At 64.6% G+C, this 24,481-nt stretch carries 14 protein-coding genes and 1 tRNA gene; 3 read left to right on the top strand and 12 right to left on the bottom strand.

The window, feature by feature from the left end; translation table 11 throughout:
* Window positions 1–231: 231 nt before the first annotated feature.
* The 5 genes from ACTNFJ_RS00190 to ACTNFJ_RS00170 form a co-directional block, all read right to left on the bottom strand.
* Window positions 232–303: transfer RNA gene (locus tag ACTNFJ_RS00190), tRNA-Thr, on the bottom strand.
* A gap of 77 nt (window positions 304–380) precedes the next feature.
* Window positions 381–2,033, bottom strand: a complete 1,653-nt coding sequence (locus tag ACTNFJ_RS00185; RefSeq protein WP_435906800.1) for an alpha/beta hydrolase — start codon at window positions 2,031–2,033, stop codon at window positions 381–383.
* Between the two features lie 14 nt (window positions 2,034–2,047).
* Complete coding sequence (locus ACTNFJ_RS00180) at window positions 2,048–3,208, bottom strand: DNA polymerase III subunit delta' (RefSeq protein WP_435906801.1); 1,161 nt, start codon at window positions 3,206–3,208, stop codon at window positions 2,048–2,050.
* Window positions 3,209–3,251: 43 nt separating this feature from the next.
* Complete coding sequence (locus ACTNFJ_RS00175) at window positions 3,252–4,232, bottom strand: GGDEF domain-containing protein (RefSeq protein ID WP_435906802.1); 981 nt, start codon at window positions 4,230–4,232, stop codon at window positions 3,252–3,254.
* Between the two features lie 145 nt (window positions 4,233–4,377).
* Window positions 4,378–5,010, bottom strand: coding sequence for an IMPACT family protein (locus ACTNFJ_RS00170; protein WP_435906803.1), 633 nt, complete (start codon window positions 5,008–5,010; stop codon window positions 4,378–4,380).
* A 54-nt stretch (window positions 5,011–5,064) separates the two neighbouring features.
* On the opposite strand from ACTNFJ_RS00170, the gene ACTNFJ_RS00165 reads away from it, so the two are divergent.
* A complete protein-coding gene (locus ACTNFJ_RS00165; protein WP_435906804.1) occupies window positions 5,065–5,466 on the top strand; it encodes an RNA-binding S4 domain-containing protein in 402 nt (133 codons plus the stop codon).
* A gap of 59 nt (window positions 5,467–5,525) precedes the next feature.
* On the opposite strand, the gene ACTNFJ_RS00160 is transcribed toward ACTNFJ_RS00165, so the two are convergent.
* Both ACTNFJ_RS00160 and ACTNFJ_RS00155 read right to left on the bottom strand, forming a co-directional pair.
* Window positions 5,526–15,071: an isopeptide-forming domain-containing fimbrial protein gene (locus ACTNFJ_RS00160; RefSeq protein WP_435906805.1), complete on the bottom strand. Its 9,546-nt coding sequence runs from the start codon at window positions 15,069–15,071 to the stop codon at window positions 5,526–5,528.
* A gap of 282 nt (window positions 15,072–15,353) precedes the next feature.
* On the bottom strand, window positions 15,354–16,943 hold the full coding sequence (locus ACTNFJ_RS00155) for a LuxR C-terminal-related transcriptional regulator (protein ID WP_435906806.1): 1,590 nt from the start codon (window positions 16,941–16,943) through the stop codon (window positions 15,354–15,356).
* Window positions 16,944–17,104: 161 nt separating this feature from the next.
* Between ACTNFJ_RS00155 and ACTNFJ_RS00150 the strand changes: the two genes are divergently transcribed.
* Window positions 17,105–18,091, top strand: coding sequence for a 3-methyladenine DNA glycosylase (locus ACTNFJ_RS00150; protein ID WP_435906807.1), 987 nt, complete (start codon window positions 17,105–17,107; stop codon window positions 18,089–18,091).
* Here the strand turns inward: ACTNFJ_RS00150 and ACTNFJ_RS00145 are convergent.
* From ACTNFJ_RS00145 to ACTNFJ_RS00125, 5 genes are all read right to left on the bottom strand, one after another.
* On the bottom strand, window positions 18,036–19,940 hold the full coding sequence (locus ACTNFJ_RS00145) for a heavy metal translocating P-type ATPase (RefSeq protein ID WP_435906808.1): 1,905 nt from the start codon (window positions 19,938–19,940) through the stop codon (window positions 18,036–18,038). The two genes, ACTNFJ_RS00150 and ACTNFJ_RS00145, sit on opposite strands and share 56 nt — an antisense overlap.
* 47 nt (window positions 19,941–19,987) lie before the next feature.
* Window positions 19,988–20,293, bottom strand: a complete 306-nt coding sequence (locus ACTNFJ_RS00140) for a chorismate mutase (RefSeq protein ID WP_435906809.1) — start codon at window positions 20,291–20,293, stop codon at window positions 19,988–19,990.
* A 17-nt stretch (window positions 20,294–20,310) separates the two neighbouring features.
* Window positions 20,311–21,597, bottom strand: a complete 1,287-nt coding sequence (locus ACTNFJ_RS00135; protein WP_435906810.1) for an adenylosuccinate synthase — start codon at window positions 21,595–21,597, stop codon at window positions 20,311–20,313.
* A gap of 18 nt (window positions 21,598–21,615) precedes the next feature.
* Window positions 21,616–22,032 (bottom strand): DUF3151 domain-containing protein, encoded by a 417-nt coding sequence (locus ACTNFJ_RS00130; RefSeq protein WP_435906811.1) that lies wholly within the window; start codon window positions 22,030–22,032, stop codon window positions 21,616–21,618.
* A 225-nt stretch (window positions 22,033–22,257) separates the two neighbouring features.
* Window positions 22,258–23,100 (bottom strand): DUF1684 domain-containing protein, encoded by an 843-nt coding sequence (locus ACTNFJ_RS00125; RefSeq protein ID WP_435906812.1) that lies wholly within the window; start codon window positions 23,098–23,100, stop codon window positions 22,258–22,260.
* 214 nt (window positions 23,101–23,314) lie between these two features.
* On the opposite strand from ACTNFJ_RS00125, the gene ACTNFJ_RS00120 reads away from it, so the two are divergent.
* Entirely contained in the window at window positions 23,315–24,478 is a 1,164-nt protein-coding gene (locus ACTNFJ_RS00120; RefSeq protein ID WP_435906813.1) for an FAD-dependent oxidoreductase, read from the top strand.
* Window positions 24,479–24,481 lie beyond the last annotated feature (3 nt).

Below are 24,481 nucleotides of genomic sequence, written 5' to 3'. Positions count from 1 at the left end.
ACGTCCCATCAACCCTATGGGTTTAATGCGCGCGAAAAGAAAAGCAGCCCGCTGCGCTCACACTTCGAGCCCACCCAAAACAACGCTTCCCTGGGGTGCCGAAGTGTCGGCACCGGCCCTTCGGTGAAGCGCGATGCGCTTCACCTTCGAGCCCACCCAAAGCTACGCTCCCCTGGGGTGCCGAAGTGTCGGCACCGGCCCTTCGGTGAAGCGCGATGCGCTTCACCTTCGAGCCGCCTGTCGGATTTGAACCGACGACCTGTTCTTTACGAGGGAACTGCTCTACCCCTGAGCTAAGGCGGCGTGGTCTGGGCACGCCCAGCACACAAGCGATAACTTTATCACGAGTCGGGGTAGGTCAAGATCCTCGCGGTAACCCGCTACGAGGCGGCGCAGTTCGGATCGGCGACGGGCACCTTGCCGCTCACAAAGTACTCGTCAATCACCGCGTTCACGCACGGGTGCTCTCCGTACGCAGTGTGACCCTCGCCGTGGTAAGTCACGAGCACACCGCTCTCGAGCTGATCCGCGAGCGAGACCGACCATCGATAGGGGGTCGCCGGATCTCCCGTGGTGCCCACCACCAAGATCGGGTCTGCCCCGGTTGCGCGGACAGCCTCGCGGCTCTCGACCGCTTCGACCGGCCAGTTCGCACAGAAGGTATCGCCGTACCCCTGGAACCGCCCGATCGTCGGCGCGATCGTGTTCAGTTCGGCGGCCTGTGCGCGCATGCGTTCAACGTTGAGTTCGGCGTCTCGTGGGTAGTCAAGACAGTTGATCGCGAGAAACGCCTCCATCAGGTTGGTTTGGTACTCACCATCGACCCGGTCGTAGTAAAAGTCGACAAGAAGAAAGGCCGTCTCAGCGCTGCCATTCTCAACCTCGGCGAAGAGGTCATCGAGGTACGGCCAGTTCACCTGCGCATAAAGCGGAGTGATGATGGCAGTAAGCATGGTGTCGGTGCCGAGCATTCGGCCATCGTTCGCCTCGATCGGGCTCTGATCCACCTGGTCGATCAGCGCACCAATATGCGCCATCGACTCATCGACTGATTTGCCCGCAAACAGGCAGTTCTCGCGAGAGAGGCAGTCAGTGACATACGCGCGCAACGCCGCCTCGAAGCCCAGAGTCTGTTCGCGCACCACATCGGCTTCGGTTGCGGTCGGATCAGTCGCGCCGTCAAGCACGAGGCGTCCGACCCGATCGGGATAGGTGTCTGCATAGCGTGCACCAATGTAGGTGCCGTAGGAGAACCCGAGGAAGTTCAACTTCTCGTCGCCGACGATTGCCCGCAACATGTCAAGATCTTTCACGGTTGACATCGTGTCGATATGCCCGAGCAGTGGGCCTGTGGCCTCGAGGCAAGCGTCGCCGAAGGCCGCGCTCTCCTCAGCGGCGAGCGCGATCCACTCGTCGCTTCCGCGTTCAAGGTTCTGTCCCTCACCCAGGCCAAAGAGGAATTCATCCATCTCGGGCCCTTCAAGGCAGCTCACCCCCGACGAAGCTCCGGTGCCGCGTGGGTCCCACCCGACAATGTCGAAATTTTGTTGCAGTGACTCACCGATTCCGCCACCGATTACGGCCCGCACGTAGTCCACGCCTGAGGCGCCTGGCCCTCCGGGGTTGACGAAGAGGCTGCCCTGCGAGGATCCGCTCAGTGCGGGCTGCCGGATCATAGCTAGGGTGATGCGTTCGCCTTCGGGCTCGCTCCAATCGAGAGGCGCAAAAACTCGCGCACACTGCAGGCCGTCACCACAATCGTTCCAATTCGGCGCCTGGTCCTCGAATCGTTCAAACTCAGTTGAGAGTCCGCGATCCGTAGCTTGCGAAGCGAGGTCTCGAGCAAATTCAACGAGCGGAGCGCATCCGCTGAGGGAGAGGGCCGCAACCGCGGCGAGCGCCACCGTCGCAATGCCGATTCGGCGACCAGCACCTCCGGCGGTGCGACCTGCGCGATTACTTCTTGACACTCGACCTGGGATCTCGGTGGCCGGGCTTGGTCCAGCTTCAGCTCCCGTTTCGGTTCCACTCATGGCACGCTCCCCACTCATTGATGTGTCATCGATTCGGCACCCTGCCGGGCAATCCCCGCAAACAGTGCCTCAAGCACGAGCCCCGGCGTGACCCCACGTCCGAGCCGTTCGCGTGCCTGCTCAACCATCGACACCGCTTCCAACGCTCGCTCTGCACCCCATCGCGCAGCCAGCGCCTCGATTCGAGTCTGGTGTTCGAGATTCACTAGCTCGAGCCCAGCCCCAAGAGCCGACAGCAAGACATCTCGGTAGAGCGAGAGAAGATCGGTGAGGATCCGGTCGATACCATCGCGCAGGCTACGCTTTGTTCGCCTGGTCTGGTCCTCTTCAAGGTTGCGCAGTTGCGCGCGCAACTTGGGCGGAATCGCAGCTCCTGCCGCGACGCCGAGATTTCGCAGAGCCTCCTCGCGCTCGACCGCGTCAAGCTGCTCAGTAAAGGCCGCTGCGTCTGCCTCCGCGACTTTACCCAGTGCGGCGGCGGCGTGCATGGCGTCGCCCAGCGTGTCAACCGCCAACGCGAGCTCAATGGTGCGTTCGCGTCTCGCCATCGCTTCGGGTTCACACGCGAGCCTGCGGGCCATTCCGATGTGGCTTTGGGAGAGCCGCGCAGCGCGTTCGGCGAGCACGAGATCGATGCCGTCTCGTTCGTGTAGGAGCCGAGCAATATCAGCAAGCGACGGGGTGACGAGCGTCACCGATCGCGCACGCGAGCGGATGGTGGGAAGAAGATCTGCCTCGCTTGGTGCACACAACACCCACACCGTACGTTCGGGCGGTTCTTCCAGCGCCTTGAGCAGCACGTTCGAGGTGCGCTCAGGCATGCGATCAGCATCTTCGATCACGATCACACGGTGGCGACCGGTTGCTGGTGAGAAATACGCTGTGGTCACAATCTCGCGCGCCTCGTCGATGGTGATGAGGAGCTTCTGTGTGGTGAGCACAGCGAGATCCGGGTGTGTCCGAGAGCGCACCTGCTGCCAGACCGCGTCGCGTTCAGCTGGCTCGCGCGCGATGAGAGCGGCCGCGAACCGCAGCGCAAGGTTTGAGCGACCCGAACCAGGTGGCCCGGTGATCAACCAAGCGTGCGAGAGCTCGTCGGCCCCCTCCGCCGATGCAGCGCGTTCAAGCGCCTGCACGGCGGCGGGTTGCCCCACGATCTCATCCCAAAACCCCATGCCACCAGGTTATCGCGAGGCACTGTCACACAGTGGTCTGCTCTCAGCGTGACACGGGGTCGTGTTGGCCTCCACGCGACCGCTTCTGCTCCATCATTTCGTTGTCAGCTCGCTTGATGAACTCATATGATGACTCTCCTGGCTGATACTCGGCGATGCCAGCAGACCAACCACACGCAGTCACCTGGCCACGGAGGCGATCAACGAGCAGCTGGGCCTCGATCGTGTTGGTTCTCGGAAGTAACAACACAAACTCGTCACCACCAACACGGGCCACGCAGTCCCCACTCCTGACTCCCTCCACAAGCGCGCGGGAGACTTCCTGGAGAACGATGTCACCCTCATGATGTCCGCGCGAGTCATTGATCCCCTTGAAGCCGTCGAGATCGAGGAAGACCATCGCGAGCGGTTCCCGAGTGCGGGCCACCGTGAGAATCTCTTTTTCGAGCAAGACGTCGAATCCCCGACGATTCCAGACCTCGCACAGGTGGTCAGTGAGCGAAGACTGCTCCAAATTCAGCTTAAACCGACCGAAGACTTCGGTGAGAAGGATCGAGAGACCGACCAGCGCGACCGCGGTGAGGTAGGCATCGTTTGACCGATATCGAACAACCATAATCGTGGCGAAGAGCACCAGACAGGTATAGCCCACTAGCCGTGCGTATTTCGTCGGCAGAAACCAGGCATAGAGGACAATCACGACGACAGTGAGCATCGCTGCAACAGTGGATCGACCGAGGCTCGTGCTGGTCGCGATGAGAAACAGGAGAATGACGAGATAGATGGCACTGGTTAACGCTGCGCTTCCTAGACGCAGCCTGCTCCCCCGCCACAGCACCAGCAGCGTGACCAGAAGCGCCGTTCCCGAGACAAAGATCGGCACCCACAATGGAGGCCGGTTCTCGGGCGGAAAGACCGACGCAGCAAGCCCAGCGAATATGCCACCCGAAAGAAACATCGCCGCCACGGCAAGCGAAAGTTCGGATTGGCGTCTTGTGGTCCGAGACCGTCCGCGGTGAGGCACGTTGTCAGTGTATTGCTCCACACAGACAAGTTGACGCGATCTGCGCGTGAAGTATCCGAAACTTCACTGCGAGTCGTGTCTCATGTGACTCTCAGTACGTGGCGTTCTCAACAAGTGGTGGATCAACCAGACGCCTGGAGGACACTCACATCGGAAGATCCACCAGTGTCGACGGTTCGTGGGTCAGTGTTGCTTTGCCAGCGCTCATTTCAGATACCAGTGCGCGAGCCAAATCCTGCTGATCCAGGGCGAGCAGGAACCGCACCTCAACGGTTGCCCCATAACGCGCCTCGAGCACCTCTATTCCGCGCCGTCTCGCTTCGGCCTCAATTTGCGGGGCGAGCGCGTACTCGACAGTGACAAGCGCCGGGATCCGCTCTGCCCGTCGCACCCGATCAGCCTGAGAGACCGACTCGGCAACCGCTGCGCGGTACGCGCGAGTGAGCCCGCCGGCCCCGAGCAGTACGCCCCCGAAGTAGCGGGTCACCACCGCAATCACGTCGCTGAGGCCCGCGGAAACCAACGCATCGAGCATGGGTGCACCCGCGGTGCCGCTCGGTTCACCGTCGTCGTTCGAGCGTCGAGTGCGCTGCGCCGCCCCGAGCACAAAGGCGCTACAGTGATGCCGGGCCCGCGGGTGCTCGGCCCGCACGCGCGCGATGGTGGATCGCGCCTCCCCCTCATCTGAGACGCGTTCGAGGCGCGTCAAGAACCGAAAACGCGAGATCTCGAGCTCGGTGTCGACCGGGCCCGCGATGGTGATGTACTCGGCGCTCATGCCTCCATTCTGCCGGGCCAGGGGCGGGGCCGGCGGGCGCGGTAGGCTCAAGGCGTGAGCGTGCGGGTGGATAGTTGGGTTTGGGCGGTGCGGCTCGCAAAGACGCGCAGCCAAGCCACTGCCGCCTGCCGCGCCGGGCACGTACGAGTGAACGGCAACCCTGCGAAGGCGGCGCATGCCGTGAAGATCGGTGACGAGGTGCGGGTGCGCCTGCACGGATTCGACCGCATTTACAAGGTCACCGGTCTCGCGACGAGGCGGGGCAGCGCGGCAGATGCAGCCCAGTATTTTGTGGATCAGACTCCCCCGCCCCTCCCCCGCGTCGAGCGCCCCGCCGACATCCTGCGCGACCGCGGGGCCGGGCGCCCGACGAAGCGCGAGCGTCGCGACATTGATCGCTTGCGCGGCCGCGACGAGCAGAGTCAACGTGCCGTTGAGGACGAACTCGAGGCGTAAGCGCCTGTGCGCGCTCGCCGGTGTGGCGGGGGACCTGCACCCCGCCACACCGTGGGACCCTATGCGGCGTGGACACCCCGCTGGCGTCGGCCGTAGGCATAGACCGCCGCGCCGAGCAGGAGCATGAGCGCAACGCCGGTCAAGAGTCCTGTCGCCAGGTCACCGCCGGTGACGGCCAGCGGATCCGCCGCCCGCACCTCGACCGTCGCGTCGTCGGTGAGCACCGAGTCCGGCGTCTTTTCAGCCGCCGAGTCGACGGTCACCACATTCGTCACCGACGGATAGGCCGCCTGCGCAACGTTGACCCGCAACTGCAACTCGACGGATTCGTTGACCGCCAGACCGTTCAGGATCGTCCAGGTCACGGTGCGACCACTGGTCGCGACCTCGACGCCGACCGGGAGATCCGGAGACCCGGCGAACGTCAGCCCGGCTGGCAAGGTGTCCGTCACTGTGATCGGGCCTGGGTCGGCTGTCGGACCCTGGTTTTCGACCGTGATGCGGTAGGTGCCCACTTCACCAACCTTGAACTGGCCAACCGCCGTCTTCTCGGTGACAAGCGTCACCATCGGCGGCACGATCACCGGATCTTCAGCGTGGTTGTTGTCCAGATCGGTATCGGCCTCGGTACCCGAAACATCGGCCACGTTGGTCACCGTGTCGTACGCGGCGGCCGTCACCCGGGTCATGATGACGAGGGGCTCGGCATCCTCTCCCGGTGCGAGCGGCTCGGAGTAGGTCGCGACTACCGTCGCTCCACCGGCCGGGTCTGCGGGAACCGCCGGGTCAACCGTGGTGTCGCCAGGAACGGCAAGCGTGATCGAGTCGAGCGTCCAGCCGGTCGGCAGGCCGTTCTCGTCAAGCACGGGGCCGAGCCCACTCTCCACCTCGAGACCCGCGGGAACCGCATCGGTGATCGTGATCCCGGTGGCCTGCGAGGGGCCGTTATTGGTGACCTGCAGGGTGAACGGCAGCTCATCCCCGATTCGCACATCTTCCGCCGAATGCGACTTCTCGATCGCGAGATCGACGGCGCGCTCTGCGGTGACGGTCGCATCGTCGGTGTTCGGGTGCGGATCGGGATCCGGTTCCACCGTCGAAGAGCCCACTGTGGCGGTGTTGACGAGCGAGGCGCCGTCTGCGACCGTCGGGTCGATGAACACTGAGATCACGAGGTCGGGGGCTGCGGTGCCCACAGCCAGACCGGCCGTGTGAGTGAAGCTCACCTGCTGCGGCACTCCAGGCACCACGGCGCCCGGGACAGCCGTCCAGTCACTCCCCTCCACCGCGACAAAGGTGACGCCGAGCGGAAGGGTATCGGTGATCGTCAACGGTCCCACCGCGTTCGATGGGCCAAAGTTATCGACCTCGAACCGGTACAGACTCTCCGTGCCCGGGGTGACCGTGGCAATCTCTACACCGTCGGCATCGACTGCGGTCTTGACGAGACCCAGGTCTGCGATCGCGCTGACCTCGATTACGGCAGTATCCTCCAGCTCGTGCGGACCTCGGCGGTCAGACCACGTCAGCTCCGCGACGTTCTCGAGTGTCGATCCATCCGGCACGTTCGCCGCGAGTGCGGCGACGACGGTGATCGTGCTCGCAGCATCTCCCCCAACCGGATGGAGCGGGTACTCGCACGTTGCCACCTGCGAGTCGACAACCGATGCCGCGCAGTCCCACCCGGTGGTGCCGCTGGCGCTGACCAGCGTCAGGCCGGCGGGCAGGGTGTCGACGATGCGCGCATTTGCTGCGGACGGACCGTCATTGCGCACGCTGATGGTGTACTCGATTTCGGTGCCAGCCACCCATGGGCCCGCCTCGACCTGCTTGTCGAGCACCATGTCGGCGAGGGTCGTGGTGGTGACCTCGTCTTCGTCCCGATCATTGGCAGGGTTGTCGTCTGTGTCGGGGCCGCTGACACGCGCCTCGTTTTCGAGCACCTGCGGCTGCACCGCGGCATCGATCAGGGCGTCAAACGTCACCGTGATGGTGCTGCCCGCAGCCACCGGATCAGTAGCGCTCAACAGAGACCAGGTGAGCGTGCGGTTGTCCGCACCCGACAGTGTTGGTTCGGCCGCAACCGCTGTGCCGCCATTCACCTGGTAAGTGGCGGTGCCAGCAACATAGCCCATCCCCGCCGGCAGCGCATCGGTGACTACGATCGGGCCATTCGTGTCGCTCGGCCCGTGATTGGTCACCACGAGTGAGTACGTTACGGCCGTCCCGGCATCAAACGGCCCGGCGCCTACGTGGGTCTTCACGATGCCCAGATCCACCACGCGAGTCGAATCACTGCGATCGTTGTCGCGCTGATCGTCGGGGTCGAAAGTGCCATCGTTCTCAGCATCGACCTCCGCCCAGTTCTCGACCACCGAGCTGCCCGTGATCAGCGCAGAGTCCGTGTCGTAGGTGATGACCAACGAGGTTGCGGCACCTGCACCTGCGGGCTGCGTGCCAGCCAGCGTGAACGTGTTCCACAGTGGATCCGTCCCCTCGGAGGATGTACCCCCGGGGGCGAAGCTCCAGGTGCCCACGACATTCGAGTGGCTGTTGTAGGTGAGACCCACCGGCACCTCGTCGACCACTGTGACCGCGCGTGCATCGGCCGGGCCGTCGTTGATCACGGTGATCAGGTAACTTACGGGATCGCCGGGGACGATCGGCGTGGTGGAAGTCACCCAGCCGCCCGCACCGTCAGACACCACTCGTGTTTTCGCGATCCGCACCTCCGTCGAATCGTCCGGAGTGATCGTGGTCTCGTCGGTATTGTTCGGATCCACCGGGTCAGTCGTCTCGCCCGGCACGATTTCGGCAGCATTCGTGAGCGTGCCGGTGTGCGAGGTGGCGATGGTGCCGGTCAGGTTGATCGCAGTGCCCAACCCAACTGGCATAGCATCGCCCACATACGTGAGCGTGATGAGGTCACCCGCAGCAGCGAACGTGTCCGGTGCCCATTCAGCACCGTTCAGGCTCGCGATCCACCCTGCGTTTGAGGGGTCGGCGACACCACTGATGTTCGCCGGAACCGTGTCGCTGATGGTGATCGGATTCGCCGGAGTGCTCACCGATACCGACGGGCCAAGGTTGCGCGGCTGCAGCTGCCAGCTCACGGTGCCCCCCACACGCGGGGTTTCGACGTTCGTGACGATCTTGGTGATCGCAAGATCGGCGAGGGACCTCAGTGGTTGCACAACCTCATCGCTGTTGGGGTTCGGATTGCCGGGCTCAGCAGGGATCTTGTCTGCCGGCTCGAAGGTACGTCCGAGCACACTCGCCACGTTCTCGGCGTCGCTCGTGACGTCCGCGTCGGCCGCCACGGCGACATTCGCGACCAACACAATGCGGTCTGTGCCATCGGATTTCAGGCTGGTGGATCGGTCGCCCACCACGAATGGGCTGACAGACGTTCCGGAACCACTCAGGCTCAGAGCCGTGCCCGTCGTGTCTCCCGCACCCGAGTAATAGCGCGCGGTGAACGCGCCAGTCGTCACCCCGGCGGGAAGCGTGGTCGTGTCTTCGAGAGTGAACGGCCCGAATGAGGCGTCGGGTCCGTGGTTCGTGACCGTGATGCGCCACTGCGGCTGCGTGTACGCGCCGCCCACCGCCTGACCGGCGATCCACTCACCATCGGCGTTACCACCGATCGCGCTCTTCACGAGCTTCAAGTCTGCTGAACCCAGGTAGGCGGTGGCAGTACTGTCGTCGCCCACGTAATCGCCGGTCGCGTTCCGATCAGCATTCTGCGTGTCGGTTGCGGTGACGCTCAACGTGTTGGTGTGCGCGTTCGTCGTGATACCGACGCCCGGTGTCGTCGTTGCGGCCGGCAGCGGTCGCGCGTCAAAGGTCACGACGACCGTACCGGAGGCAGCGAGCGGGGTCGCCCCGGCGTCGCGCAGCTGCTGGGCGTTCCAGGTGAGCTTCTGCACGGCCCCATCAGTGGAGATGGCTGGCGCGACGAAGTCGACCGTAGCGCCACCATTGATGCGAATCCTGGGCGCGCCGACGTACTGCCAATTCTCGGGAAGGGTATCCGTCACGGCGATGTCTTGGGCGATGCCCGCACCCGAGTTTCGCAGCGAGAGCGTCCAATTAAACGCCTCGTCGACATATGCCAGACCGTAGCTCTGGCCCGCGACCGGCGAGGTCACCGACTTCGTCGGCACGACGTTCGGAAAGAGCGGGGTGACCTGCGCGGTATCGCGAATGGAACCGGTGCCCGTGAGCGGCGGATCGTAGTCGCGCCCGCCCGAACCAAACGACTCGAAGTGGGTCACGTTCGCGATGTTCGTCAGCGCAGACGCAGTGAGCGCGTCGGAGCCAACGAACGATGCCGAGTAGCTCAGTGCGATCGACTTCGGTGTGCCTCCACCAGACTGCTGATGCAGCGGCCCGGCGAGTTGCCACGTGATGGTGCCACCGGCTCCGGTGGCGACCCCCGCGGTGGTCGCGCTCGGGGCGGGTGTAATGGTCGAGACATCGACCTTTACACCCGCAGGCACCACATCCTGCACCGTGATGTTATGCGCAGGCGTGTTACCGATCGCGGTTTGGCTGACACTGAGGGTGTAGTCAAACGTCGCATCAGGGTTTCGGGTGATCGCTTCGAGACCGTCCACCTGCTTGGCGATCTGCAGGGCCGGGTTCAAGACCGTCACTGTTGCCGTGTCGGTCAACGGGGTGCCCAGTGGGCCTCCGTTCGACCGCGCCCAGGCAAAGCTCGCGGTATTCGTGAGCGAGTTCACATTCGCTGCCACCGATGGTGTCAGCAGCACGTCGTAGGTGAAGACGAGCGTGCGCGTCTCGGTGTTTGCCAGGAGGTCGCCACCGTTCGGCGTGTACAGCCAGGTGTGGGTCTGGCCCGATGAGGAATGTACCCAGTCATCTGTGACTTCCACCGCTGAGCCGCTGCCGATGGTCTGCTGCACCCGTATCGTGCTGGCATCCATGGTCACCCCGGCGGGGAGCACATCCCGCACGCGCACATCATAGTAGTTGATGTTGGGGTTCAGCGTGATCGGCACCCGATACTGCACGGTCTCACCGATCGGAGCTTGAGCGGTCGCAGCGTGAGCAGCGGTGGATCCGCTGATCCGCACGCCCTTGTCGATCGCTGCGGTGGTGGCCGTAATGGTCTCGCTGACGGAGGCTGTGCGATCACCGCGACGCGCAGTGGCATCGGCGAGCGTGCTGGGCAGCGTGTACCCGGTGACCCGTGCCGTGTTGACGTAGGTCTGGCCCGCGCCGGTGCTGGGATCAATCCGTGCGGTGTAGCTCAGGGTTGCCGTCGCAGGAATGACTCTGAGTGAAGCGAACTGCGCGTGGCTCCACGTGATCGTGCCGCCGAGACCGGTCTGCAGGGCAGTCTCGCTGGGCGCGAAGGTGGCACCGGCCAGGGCAAGCGGGGCCGTGTTGACGAGCAAACCCGCCGGCACAGTGTCGACCACCGTGTTGTCGTAGCTCGCGACTCGGCCCGCGTTCGTGACGTTGATCGTGTAGCTCACGTCCTGGCCAGCCTGCACCGCGGTATCGGGGCTTGCGGACTTCGTGATGGTGAGGGAGGGCTCTCGGTACTGCACGTCAGCGGTGTCATTGAGCGGAGTCGCCGGGTCCCCGGCAGCGTTCTTCGAGGTAAACGTTGCCGTATTGCGTAGCAGAGTGTTGTTGGTGATCTGCGGGCGGTCGGCGTTGCCGGGGCCGGCATGACTCGCGTCAAGGTCCTGTATCCAGACGACGATGCGCACGGTGAAGGTGTCCGGGGTGCCGTCGGTGGTGTAGTACTCCGGGAAGATGAGCTTGCCGCTGTCTGAGCGGAAACCGAATTTCACGGTATCGACCGTCGGGTCACTTCCGGTGACCGTATCGACGGAGATACCCGCGGGGGCTGCCTGCAGCGTCGCGGAATGGAGCTGATAGTTCGCCGTACCCGGAGTCATCGTGCCGCCGCTCTGGCGCACGAGCGTGCCCAGGTCGGCCAGCACGCCCTCGCGCACCGTGGTGTTCGCCGGCACGGTGACCGAGTAGTCGAAGGTCGCGTATTCCCCCTGCACGATCGCGTTTGCGGGGTTGTTGGGGTCGGTGATGGCGGTACCCGTCGGCGCAATCTCCGTCGAAACGAGATCCTTCTGCATCGTCGCGTTCGGCAAGAAGACATCGGAGTTGTCGACCGTACCCTCGTCAGTGACGGCGATCTCGCCCGCGGAGGTGTCGGCATCGCGCGTCGAGAGGCGGTCATCACCGGTCGGGATGAGCGGGGTGGATCCACCACCGTTATTCACCGCGGCGTACGCAACGATGGAGGCCGTGTTGTCATACTGCTGATTGATGAGGGCAGCGGGACCACCCGGGCTCGCATCGCCCGGTACCACCACGGTGTAGCCAAGCGTCAAACCTTGCGGGATCTCGGGCGCAACATCCGTCGCCGGGATCGATCCGGGCACCGCCGCGGAGATGGTCCAGACGACCACGGAGCGCTGCTCGTCAGCGACTGCGGCACGCAGCGAGCTCGGATAGCCGACGTCACCGTAGTCGTACGCCTGCGCAGTCCACGCTGCTGCACCGAGCGCGGTCTCCGTCGCCGGGGCTCCCGTTACGGTCGCTGCGGTGGCAGAGCTGAAGGTGCCGTCGGGCTGAATTCCCGCCAGGTCTTCCTTCTTGATGCCTGCGGGAAGCGCATCCCACACGGTGTACCCGGTCGTCGCAAGCTCCGAACCCTGCACATCGACGCGGAAGGTGACCTCGTCGCCCTGCACCACCTGCAGGTGGTCGACATTGCTTTGGAACGCGTTCCCCTCGGCCGGCAACCCGTCGATGTCACGGATCCCCTTGACAAGCTCCACCGACTGGTCGAGCTCGATTGATGCAGCGTCGCGGAGGAAGAAGATTTCGCCCTCAACGTTCTCTTGCTGATACTTCGCCAGGTTTTCCGGCAGATCCACCTGCCCGAAGGCCGACAAATCAGTGACGGTGACCTTGAGGTAGAACTCCAGGGTCGTGTCAAGTGGCAAGAAGCGGTCGACGGTGTTGCCATCGATGCAGTCCGTCGAACCGAGGTTCCAGGTGATGGCGTCACCATTGATGGTCGGATTCGGTGCGAATGCGGCAAGCCACTCCGCCTCGGTTGCAGGCTGGCAGTCGCCGAGTCCGCGTAGGCTCGCGGGCTTCACAACAATGTTGTCGAAGCGTCCGTCGCTGTTCGCATCGATTGAACTAAATTGCACGCCAGCCGGCAAGAAGTCCGTCAGCTTCGGGTTGCGCACATCGGCTCCCGCCGGTGGATCAAGCAGAATCCGATACCACACCTCATCGCCCACGGTGAAGGGCTCGCTCGCAGATTTCACCCAAGCGGCAGGATCTGGACCGCCATTGGTCGGGGACTCCCAAATCTTCGCTGCACCCGGCACTCCTGCATCGCGCTCCAGCACGGTCTTGTCAATGCTGCTGAGCTCCGCCCGAATGGTCGCGGTGGAATCATCCCATGCGTTCCAGACACCTTCGGCGACGGCCCCGCCCGCTGACGTGACCCCGGCAAGCGCGGGAATTGAGGTGGTTTGGCCGTAGATTTCCGCGGTGTTCTCCAGGGTGTCGCCCGAGGAGGTCGCGCCCTGCCCGCCGCCCTCGGTGCGATAGGTCTCGTTCTGGCGCACGGAGTAACCCACCACGTGTGCGGCACCTGGCTGCAGCACGTCGCCGGGTTCGACCGAGAGGTCGAGGTAGAAATGGCCCGAGATCGGGTCGAAACCGATGCCGATGAGCTTGGCACCCTGCAGGGCATCGGTAGCGGGGTCGGCGGTTGAGCCTGTGGGATTCCAGGCACAGTTCGGATCCACTCCGGCGGAGGAAAGCGCAGCGTTCCAGGCCGTAATCGATTCGTACCGAGTGACCCCGGCGGGCCCGTCGTTCGGGTTTCCGAGCGTCAGGTTCGGAACCGGATTTGCGGCGGAGCTGTTCGGATTGTTCGGATCGTGCACGACCGGTGTGCCGGCCGGAAACACCGGGCACAGGCCATCGGCCATGTCATCAACGAGGCGGTACGGCCGGTTTGCCGGCCCCGGAACTTCTGCACTCGTGTACTCGCTCGTCGCGAGCTGCAGCGAGTATCGGGCGATGTCGCCCTGTGAAAACGCACTGGCATCAACGTCCTTGATCACGCGCAGATCTACCGCATCGATCGTCTCGGTCGCCGTGTCCGAGGTGACGGCGCCGGCGTACTCGCCGCTCGCGACGGCGATATTCTGATATGACTTCGCCGGGGCAGGCCCGAAGTCACTCTCCACTACGCCGTGCCGAGTCGAGGCGCCCCGGTTGTTGTCAAGATTGGCGATCTGCTGACCGGTGACGTCAACGGGTGTGCCAAACTCCAGGGTGTTTTCGAAGAGCGGCACCGCTGCGCGGTAGCGAATCTCGATCAGCCCCGGCGTACCCGCCGTTCCTGCGTACACCTGCGCAATGCCCGCATTGGTGCCGCGGATATCGCTCGTCGCGAGCAGCGTGCCGAGATCCCACGTGACCTTGGTGTAGACATCGCCCGCACCCTCGGTGACCTGACCGTCTGACCCAACGGTTGCGAGCACCGTTTCGACGCGCTCGCCGGCGGTCTGCCAAGATCCGGCTGCGGGAGACGGTGCTGGAGTCGCCGCCAGCGATGGCGCACCGGGGTACTCGAATGAGTTTCCGAGGCCACCGCCCTGGGTACCGTTCGCGTTCGTGGTGTTATCGGTTCCACCGAGGCCTAGATATTCCAGGCCCGCCGGCAGGTAGTCGACCACGGTGGTCTCCGCGATGTCGCCCTCACCCGTGTGAAACACCTGCAGAGTGTAGGTCGTGGTGTTTTGATGCACACCACGTAAGAGTTCGCTTTCTGGGCTCGGTTCGCTCTTTTCGATGCGCAACGCGTTGACCGGAACGTTAAGCGGCGTGCCGCCCGGATCCGAAGTGTGCACATTACCTGCGCCGACGCCCGTGCCGCCCGGAAAAACGGGCAGGAAGCGTTCGTCTGAGCTCGTGTACGCCGTGACGACAAAGTCAAGTTCCGTGGATCCCACCGGGAACGCGGCCGCCTCGGGCCGCACCGTCAGCGTGTGGGAGGTTGACGCGCCCGCAGGCAGGTCTGACACGTTCTGGAAGACCAGATACTGCTTGCCCAGAGGAACCTGACATGCGTTGTCTGGGCCGGGGGCGTCCTCAAGGCCGAGCACCGCGCAGTCACCCGCGAAATCCTTGTAGATTCCCGGAATCACGCGGTTGGTGGGGCTCACTGGGTAGATCGTGGGCGTGCCGAGCGTGCCGGTGTTCGTGACCGTCACCCGCTCGGGCAGCACCACACCGGCGCTGAGGTTGAACTGTGCGGCGTCTGCATCCGTTGAGGTGCGCTCATAGGCGCTCGAGAAGGTGAGATCGATGCGGGCGTCCTCACCCACGAGATACGTACCGGGGCTCGATGCCTGCACTTCGGGTGCGAAACCAGCTGCGGTGGCCGGAGCGCCAATTCCGGCCACGACGAGTGCTCCCGCGGCAAGCGCCACAGCGGAGCCCCCCGCGATCCACTGGGTAAGCCGACGCCAGCCCCCCTGGGTACGCGCCACTTCTTCCGATACGTTCGACATGTTTCCCCCCCGTTGCGCGCACCAAAATGGCGCGCCAGAGAGACCCCGGGCACGCTGATGCACAGCGATACCTTTCGGCGATTGCTCGTCGAAAGAGACGTTCATCACGAGCGCAGCAAGGCCCCCCAGGGCTTGCCACAGAAGTTCTTGAACAGCGAGCACTCTTGAACGAGCGCTCACAGTTCCAAACTAGTTTGCGGCGTGGTGCGAGGCGTCACGAACGGGGGTGAAAGTGGGGGTGAATCTGCCTGGCAGCGGCGCCCTTACGCGCCCTGCACTGAGTTACAGAAGCCCGCGTCTCTCCGCCTCAAGGATCGCAGCCGCGCGAGAATTCACGTCGAGTTTGCGATAGATCGAACGCAGATGCGCCTTCAAAGTGTTCAACGAAATGAACTGCCCGTTCGCGATCTCCTCGCGCGAGAGCCCGCTAGCGAGATCGCGAACGACGTCGAGCTCACGCGCGCTCAAAGCCTCTGCGGGATTCGGAAACTGATCAAAATAGCAGTTCTCGCCCTGCTCCGGCCTCGGCCATTCGGGCCACTGGCTCTCGGCAAAACTCTGCACCTCGGCGGAGAAGTATTGGGTCTCTCCGGGTCGCAGTCCGCCCAAAGCGTCAACCGCGTAGGCGAGTACATCACGAGTGTCATCCTGCTCACCGAGGGCGAGGTGCGCGCCGGCGAGGAGTGAGAGCCGCCAAATCTCCAGGTAGCGCAGCCCCTGAATTTGCCGGTGCACACCCGCAAGCCCTCGCAGCACCTCCCGCGGGCGACCACTCACCAGATCGAGAATTCCCGCGACCATCCGCGTGACCGCAAGGGAAGAATCCGCTTGGGCGAGCTTCTTGCGCGCCGTGGCGAGATCGTTCAGGGCCATCGCATTCACCACAGCCACGATTTCCAGCGCGCTGCCGGAAAATCCTTCACCGGGGGTTCTCGGCAGAGGAAGGGATTCGACCAGGGCAAGCCGACGACTCGACTCCTGAATAGTCTGGGTCTTCGCCAGAGTTCGATGCAGAGCAATCGCATAAAACGGCCACATCTCGCCGATCGCGCGCTGTGAGACGGCATTTAGGCGCTCCGCTGCTTCCACCGGAGAGTCGACTGCAACCATACTGACTGCGATTACTGCGGTCGCATCGACCACATCCTCGATCCAGCTCTCTGTGCGTGAAATACCTTCCGCCTCACGAAGGAGTGCCCGTGCTCGCTTGGCGTCTCCGTACAGGGCTTCAAGCAAGGCCAGCTTGACACAGGCGTCTCGCGTCAGAAAGGCGAGCGAGGGTACCGTTGGATGCCTGTGAGCCTCAGTGAGGCTGGTCACTGCAGCCTGAAAATCACCGGCGAGCATCGCCGTCACCCCGCGCTGAACCGCACCGAAGAGTGCCCAGCCGCCTCGCGCGTCAAAGAGCGGCTGAATAGGTCCGACCAGCTTATGCACCTCGTCGACTTCGTGCAGCGCAGCAACGGGCCGACCCTCCAACCGCAGCTCAAACATCCGAGCGACCGTCATGATGGTGGAAAGAGGCCCGGTCACCGGGGGAGTTTCGGCAGGAGGGAGAGAGCGATCGGCCTGGACACGTGCCGAGAACCGCTCTGGATCGACCGCGCCGACGAAGACGCCCATCCCTTCAATCACCCCTCCGGTGCCGATACCGTTGCGCAGCAGCGCCGCGATAATTTCGCGCAGCCGGTCGGGCGTCAGGCCGTACCAGGCAGGGAGGAGGTCGGCCTCCAGTAGTTGAGCGGCGAGAGGGAAATTTCCCGACGAGAACGCCGCTTCGATACCGGCAACAATCGAGCCGAGCGGGCTTCGATCACTTGCCCGACGAAAATCCTTCTGGCCCGGGCGTTCCTCAATATTCGCTTGCGGCACGTTGCTCCCCCTTGTGACCCGATCCGGGTGCACCCGTTCGCTCTGCGAACTGATTCACCAAGTCCGAGGCTACCGCACTTGAAATCTCCCCCGGGGCTCCAGCTTCACGTGCCCGCTCACCCCAGAGAACGCGAGATGCTGGCGACGACTACGCTGGATTGGTGTCTCTACCCGTCATGTCCCGCTCACATTGGCAGGCGCGCGAACGCGCTCACCGGGCGCGCATCAATACCCTCACCGCTGGTCACCGAGAGCGTCGTGCACGTCGCGAGAAGCATCCGATCGAAGACTTTCTGTGGACGTACTACTCAGTGAAACCCAGCGAACTCGCTCGCTGGCACCCTGGGGCGGGGGTCGTGCTCGCAGACGCGGGGGTGGATCGCGCAGCCTGGCGGCACTACAGGGCTGTCGCAGCTGCGGGCGACGTCGGGCGAGCAGGGGCGACGCGATCCACCAGCGAAAATCACCACGAACCCGCGAATCTCACAGGCGACGTGACCGTCGATCTCGACTCCTACTTCGCAAAACGCGCTGCAACCGTCGATTTCGTGGAAGAACTGCTCGCGGCGACGCTCGAGCACACCCCGCAGTACGGCTGCTTCGGCCTGCACGAGTGGGCCATGGTCTACCGGCTTGGCCCAGATCAGGTGCGGCACACGGGTCTTCCCCTGCGCATTGATCACTCGGCCACCGACGCGGTCGTCGAGAGCCACCGCATCGCCTGCACCCACTTCGACGCCTACCGATTCTTCACTCCCGACGCGGCTCCGCTCAACACGCTGCACCCCACGCGCGAAACACAGGCCGCGACAGAGCAGGCCGGTTGCCTGCACGCCGGCATGGACGTCTACAAGTGGGCCGCGAAGCTCGGCCCGATCGTGCCGGGCGAGGTGCTGCTCGACGCGTTTGTGCTTGCCCGCGACATCCGCGAGGTCGACATGCGCGCGTCCCCCTACGATGTCACCGGCTACGCCGGGGCAGACGGCTCGCCGCTCACGCCAATTCCGATCGAAACTCCCGAGGGAAAGCGCACCTACGCCGAGCTCCAGCGGGGGTTTACGATCCGTGGCAACGAGCTGCGCAAACAGGTGCTCACGGCGATTGGCGTGGCGCGACAGGCTTTCGACGCTCAGACCGCGGCCCGATAGCGCGCAGCGCCCCGAGGATCGCAACGAGGTCGACGAGCTCCTGCATCCACGCGCCAATGATGGCAGGCAAATACCCGAACGCGGCCACGAGCATCAGCCCGACGCTGATGATGATGCCGAGCCAGATGCTCTGCAGCGCGATCCGCACGGTGTCGCGGCCGATCCGCACGGCGCGCGCGAGGCCGGCGATGTTGTCGAAACGGTTCACGAGGTCGGCCGATTCACTGGCAGCGGTGGATCCGCGCGCCCCCATGGCGAAACCTACCTCGGCGGCGGCGAGCACCGGGGCGTCGTTCAGGCCGTCGCCAGCCATGAGCAGCGGCCGCACCTTGACGCCTGCGACGATGTTCACCTTGTCGCTCGGCTTGCACTCGGCGTGCAACTCGTCGATGCCCAGGCGATCGGCGATCGGGCGGGCCGTGGCCTCGACGTCGCCGGTGATCATGAGCATGTGCTCAATGCCAAGCTCGCGGAGTTCAGTGATAGTGTCGGCGGCCTCGTCGCGCAGGCGGTCGCGCATCACGATGGTGCCAGCGAAGCGGTCGCCCAGCGAGACATAGATGCCGAGCTCCCCAGCGGCGAGTTCCGCGCGCCGCAGGTCAGACGCCGCTTCGAGCACCCAGTCGGGCTTGCCGACGCGCACCTCACCCGAGGCGCCCGCGGAAGAGTGACCGACGAGAATGTCGGCCGCCACCACCTCGGCGAGTACACCCTGAGTTGCGATCTCCTCCGCGCGCTCCACGGGTAGGAGCGCGAGTCCCCGCGCCTTCGCCGCATCGATCACGCCGTCGGCGAGCACGTGCGACGAGTACACCTCGGCCGAGGCCGCGAGCTGCAGCACCTGCTCCTCAGTGAACCCCTCGCCGGTCAGCACCCGCTCGAGGTCAGGGCGACCGCTCGTCAGCGTGCCCGTCTTGTCGAAGGCGATCGCGCGCACCCGCGAAAGCTGCTCGAGCGTGCCGCCACCCTTCACAATCAGGCCAAAGCGCGCCGCACGACTCATGCCTCCGAGGAACGCCACCGGCGCCGCAATCAGCAACGGGCACGGCGTCGCGACGACCAGCACCTCGGCGAAACGTACCGGGTCGCCACTCACCGCCCATGCAATCGCGGCGATCGCGAGCGAGAGCAGCGTGAACGGCACCGCATAGCGATCCGCGAGGCGAACGACGCCTGCCTTGCTGCTGGCCGCCTGCTCGACGAGCCGCACGATCTGCTGGTACTCGCTGTTCTCGGCGCGCGCGACCGCCCGCATTCTGACCGCCATGGATCCGCTGACCGCGCCGCTGAGCACCTTTTCTCCCACGGCACGCTCGACGGGGAGGCTTTCGCCAGTGAGGGACGATTCGTCGAATGTGGCGGAGCGATCCACGAGCACCGCGTCGACCGCCACAAGCTCACCCGGCCGCACCAGCAGTTCGTCGCCCACCTCGATCTCGTGCACGCCCACGGTCTCGGTATCGCCATAGGCCAGCATGCGAGTTGCCCGCTCGGGCGCGCGCGCGAGCAGAGCGGTCAGCTCGCGCTTTGAGCGACCCTCCGCGTAGTCTTCGAGAGCGGCACCGCCGGTGAGCATGAGCACCACAATGAGTGCCGCCCACGGTTCACCCACGAGTACCGCAGCGGTGATCGCGGTGACCGCGAGAATGTCGAGACCCACGTGGCCGCGCAGCAGTTGCCGCACCATGCCCACGGCCTCCCATGCGGCGATCGCGAGGGCATAGGTGCCGACCACCCAAGGTGCGGCGTCGCGGGCAGGGGTCGCGAGCATGATCAGCCCGACGACGCCCACGACCAGGGTTGCGGCAACGAGGGGGTACCGGCGAGTAGCGGCGACGAGCTGAGACATACCACCCATTCTGGCCCGCAACTGGGCGCGTCGCATCGAAGGGAAGGCTATCCTTCGCGCGCCTCGTCTGCGAGCTGCATGTGGTGGTGGATCACCTCGGCGACCACGAAATTGAACCATTTCTCGGCGAACTCGGGGTCAAGCTGCGCGTCTGCGGCAAGCGAGCGCAGCCGCGAGATCTGAGTTGCCTCTCGCGTCGGGTCAGAGGCGGGCATCTCAAACTCAGCCTTCAACTGCCCCACCTCTTGCGTGCAACGAAAGCGTTCCGCCAGCATGTGAATCAGCGCGGCGTCGATATTATCGATGCTTGATCGCAGGCGCAGCAAACGGGCCTCAGGCGTTTCCGTGCTCATCGTCTCCCCCGATCCACCTAGTCGAGCAGGTCGTGCCGCACGACGACCTGCTCGCGCTCGGGGCCTACCCCGATGGCCGAAATGCGTGCCCCGCTCATGGCCTCGAGGGCGAGGATGTAGTCCTGGGCGTTCTGCGGGAGGTCTTCGAAGGCGCGGGCTCCAGTGATGTCTTCACTCCAGCCAGGGAACTCCTGGTAGATCGGCTCTGCGTGGTGGAAGTCGGTCTGATTCACGGGCATTTCGTCGTGACGCACGCCCTTCACGTCGTAGGCGACGCACACCGGAATCGTCTCGAGCCCGGAGAGCACATCGAGTTTCGTCAGCACGAAGTCGGTGACGCCGTTGATGCGGGCCGCGTAGCGGGCAATTGGGGCGTCGTACCAACCGCAGCGCCGGGGCCGACCGGTGGTGGTGCCGAACTCGAAACCCTGCGCACGCAAGTACTCGCCCGACTCGTCGAACAACTCGGTCGGGAACGGGCCAGCGCCCACGCGCGTCGTGTAAGCCTTGATGACTGAGATGACGCGATCGATGGCATGCGGGGGCAGGCCCGAGCCGGTGCTCGCACCGCCCGCGGTCGCATTCGACGAAGTGACGAATGGGTATGTGCCATGGTCGATATCGAGCATCGTCGCTTGGCCAGCCTCGAACAGGATCGTCTTGTCTGCTTGCATGGCCTCGTGCAGCAGCAGCCCGGTGTCGCACACCATCGGCTCGAGCAACTCACGATAGCTCAGCAGCTCATCGACGACCTCGTCGACACCGATGGCGCGGCGGTTGTAGATCTTGACAAGTACCTGGTTCTTGAATTCAAGCGCCGCTTCGACCTTTTGCCGCAGAATTCCCTCATCAAAGACGTCTTGAATGCGGATGCCCACGCGGTTGATCTTGTCGGCGTACGCCGGGCCGATGCCGCGGCCAGTGGTGCCGATCTGGCGCTTGCCGAGAAAGCGCTCGGTGACCTTGTCGAGGGTGCGGTGGTACGCGGTAATGACGTGAGCATTGGCGCTCACCTTCAACCGGGACACGTCAACCCCTCGGGCGCTGAGAGCCGTGAGCTCGGCCTGCAGCACCTCGAGGTCTACGACAACACCATTCGAAATCACCGGGATCACGCCCGGAGTGAGGATGCCCGAGGGCAGCAGGTGCAGCGCGTACTTCTCGTCGCCCACCACCACGGTGTGACCCGCGTTGTTGCCGCCGTTGAACTTCACGACGTAGTCGACGCGGCTGCCGAGCAGGTCCGTCGCGCGACCCTTGCCCTCATCGCCCCACTGGGCGCCGGTAATCAGTACTGCGGGCATCTCAGCCCCTCCTTCGCGCTATGCGCTCTCTTCGATGCGGGCAATCGCCGTAGCGTCGGCCCCGTTCAGAAACTCGGTCAGTCGATCAACTTCGGCGGTCTCGCCAATGCGCCCGGCGGCGCGACGCAACGCGTACAGCGCTCGCAACACGCCACGATTGGGCTCGTGCTCCCATGGGATCGGGCCAGCGCCTCGCCATCCCGACTTGCGCAGCGAATCGAGGCCGCGATGGTAGCCGACCCGCGCAAAGGCATACGACTCGATGTCGCGGCCCTCTGCGTCCGCTTGCTCTGCGAGCAGGGCCCAAGCGAGCGGTGATTCCGGGTGCATGCGCGCGACCTGCTCGGGGCTCTCGCCTGCGGCAAGCGCGCTCACTACCTGGGGCTCGGGCGCAAGCCTCGTGGGCTCGGGGCCGAGCAGATTTTCGCCAATCACTCGCCCAGTCTACCGATCCGGCGCGCGGGTGGGCGTGGTTGAGCGCGGGTAAGCGTACTTGGGGTTGTGGGGTGGACGCTCGCGCAGGGTTCCATTGCCCTCAACCCTGCGCGAGTGTCACCCCAGCGCACCGCGCTCCGCCGCGACCTTGTGTCTGCTTCACCTCACGGGGCCTTCTTCACCTCACCAGGCCTTCTTCAGCTCACAGGCCGCTATTCGCGCGGATTAGGCACCTTGAGGTGAATACGGGGGGTTCACCCCGGGGCGTAGCTCGCCCGCTTCGATGCGCACTGCCAACCGGTTCTCGGGAGGCGGAAACGGGCAAGTGGCACTCTCGGAATAGGCGCAGGGTGGGTTCACGCTGCGATTGAAGTCGATCACCAGCGTGTCGTCGCCGGTTTGCGTGACGCCCACGAAACGCGCGGCGGGGAAGGTCAAATCGACCCCGGTCGCGTCGGCGAAAATTGCGCGCAGGCTCGGCGACTTCGGTTCGCCAAATAGCGTGAGCGCGACTGGCGCACCCTCAACCTCGAACTCGGCACTGCCGGGAGAGTCGTAGTGCTGCTTCGCCTCGGGTCCGGCCGCCGAATCCACCTGCACTGCTTCTCGCGGAGCGGGAACGAAGCGCGCGGTGACGACCCACTGCTCCTTGGGAGGGAAGGTGTACGTGCCTGCGTACTCGACGCGATCCTTCGATTGTGGATCGCGCGGCCGCAGCACAACGCGGCCGCTGCGAGCGGCGAGCTCGAGCTGTTGCTCGCCCCACACGAGCGTGGTGGAGTCGATGCCAGCGAGCGGGCCGATCTGCACCTCGCCATCGAGAATCTTTTCTCCCTGCGTCACTCGGTCGCTCGCCTCAAGGTGGACGGTGACGAGGCCATTCGAGCCCGCGCTCCATTTTCCGGGGACGCCCTGGAAGACCTGCGGCTCGGCCGAGAGCCAGTGCAGCGCGGTCACACTCAGCGGGCCATACGGCGACGTTCGGCTGCGTTCGACCTCGGCGTGCCAGCGGGCATGCGCAGCCTCGAACTCGGCCTGAGCCGGGGGCGGGTTAACGGGATCAGACACGGCGACTCCTGGCTTCGGCAAATTCAGCGGCTGCACCAGACAACCACAACTTGTCGCGGCGCATTCCCTCCGTTCCTAGCTATTCTCTCCATTTGCTATTTGCTGACGCGAAGAGTGTGTTCCAGCACCTGGGTTCCCACACCTCTGCAGGGCAGCGTGACTGTGCATGACCTGCAGACTTGCTCGGGGGCCCGAACCCTGGCATAACCGAAGCATGGCAATTTCCTCCTCGCACACACTCCGCGCCGACCGCGTCATCGTTGGCGGCGGGGCCATGGGCCTCGCCGCGGCCGCTGAGCTCACCCGTCGGGGCCTCTCCGTAGTTGTGCTCGAACAGTACGACTTACATCACCCCTTGGGCGCCTCACACGGTGCAACCCGCAACTTTAACAACGCCTACGCCGAGGCTGACTACCTGGATCTGTTCGACGAGTCCCGTGACCTGTGGCACGAGCTCGAGCGGGAGACGGGCCGCAGTCTGCTCGGCCTGCACGGCTTGATCACGCACGGAGATCCCGAGGCCATCGCAGCGTCGCACGCCGCGCTCGTGGCGCGTGGTGCTGCAGTGGAGCTCATCTCTCCAGAGGAGGCCGCCAGCAGGTGGACCGGCATGAGGTTTGAAGGCGACACCCTAGTGGGCCAGGACGCGGGTGTGGTGAAGTCGGCAGAGGCGCTGTGCGCCCTCGAAGAGGTGGCCAAGCGGGGCGGCGCCCTGATCCGCACCCAGAACCGGGTGCGCGAGATTGACACTAGTTCGGGCCCAGGGGTCACGGTGGTGGCGGACACGCCCCAAGGAGAGACTGTGACCGTGATTGCGGCGGGCGCCGTTGTCGCGGGCGGAGCGTGGACCACACCGCTCCTTGCAGGCATCATCGAGCTCCCGAAACTCACGGTCACCGAAGAGCACCCGGCACATTTCGCGGTGCGTGATACCGCCGCCGTGTGGCCCTCGTTCAACCACATCGCCCGCTCAGATTGGGTGCAGGCCCGCGGAGGCAACATCTATGGCATGCCTACCCCCGGCGAGGGCGTGAAAGTCGGGTTTCATGCGGTGGGTGAGACAGTGGATCCCGATCATCGGACCTTCGCCGCCACAGCTGAGAAGCGACGCGAGCTGCGCGACTATGTTGCAGAGTGGTTTCCCGGCCTCGACCCAGACAGTGGCGTCGAGATCAGCTGCACCTACACTTCGACGGATTCTGGAGACTTTCTGCTCGACCGGGTCGGGCCGCTCACGATCGCGGCTGGGTTCTCTGGTCACGGGTTCAAGTTCGTGCCCGGGATCGGTCGGCTGCTCGCCGACGCGAGTACCGAGGTGGCGCTGCCACCCGAACGGTTTCGGCTCGCAGCGCACGGGGTGGGACGATCGCGGGCTTGATCC

This window comes from Leucobacter shiyiweii, assembly GCF_052446065.1.
Taxonomy (GTDB): Bacteria; Actinomycetota; Actinomycetes; order Actinomycetales; family Microbacteriaceae; genus Leucobacter.
This window is presented reverse-complemented; position numbering and strand designations above follow the sequence as displayed.

Coding starts and splice junctions, on each gene's coding strand:
- ACTNFJ_RS00140 (WP_435906809.1), bottom strand. CDS start 20,293: ATGAGCACGGAAACGCCTGAGGCCCGTTTGCTGCGCCTGCGATCAAGC.
- ACTNFJ_RS00170 (WP_435906803.1), bottom strand. CDS start 5,010: ATGAGCGCCGAGTACATCACCATCGCGGGCCCGGTCGACACCGAGCTC.
- ACTNFJ_RS00180 (WP_435906801.1), bottom strand. CDS start 3,208: ATGGGGTTTTGGGATGAGATCGTGGGGCAACCCGCCGCCGTGCAGGCG.
- ACTNFJ_RS00145 (WP_435906808.1), bottom strand. CDS start 19,940: ATGTCTCAGCTCGTCGCCGCTACTCGCCGGTACCCCCTCGTTGCCGCA.
- ACTNFJ_RS00160 (WP_435906805.1), bottom strand. CDS start 15,071: ATGTCGAACGTATCGGAAGAAGTGGCGCGTACCCAGGGGGGCTGGCGT.
- ACTNFJ_RS00185 (WP_435906800.1), bottom strand. CDS start 2,033: ATGAGTGGAACCGAAACGGGAGCTGAAGCTGGACCAAGCCCGGCCACC.
- ACTNFJ_RS00135 (WP_435906810.1), bottom strand. CDS start 21,597: ATGCCCGCAGTACTGATTACCGGCGCCCAGTGGGGCGATGAGGGCAAG.
- ACTNFJ_RS00120 (WP_435906813.1), top strand. CDS start 23,315: ATGGCAATTTCCTCCTCGCACACACTCCGCGCCGACCGCGTCATCGTT.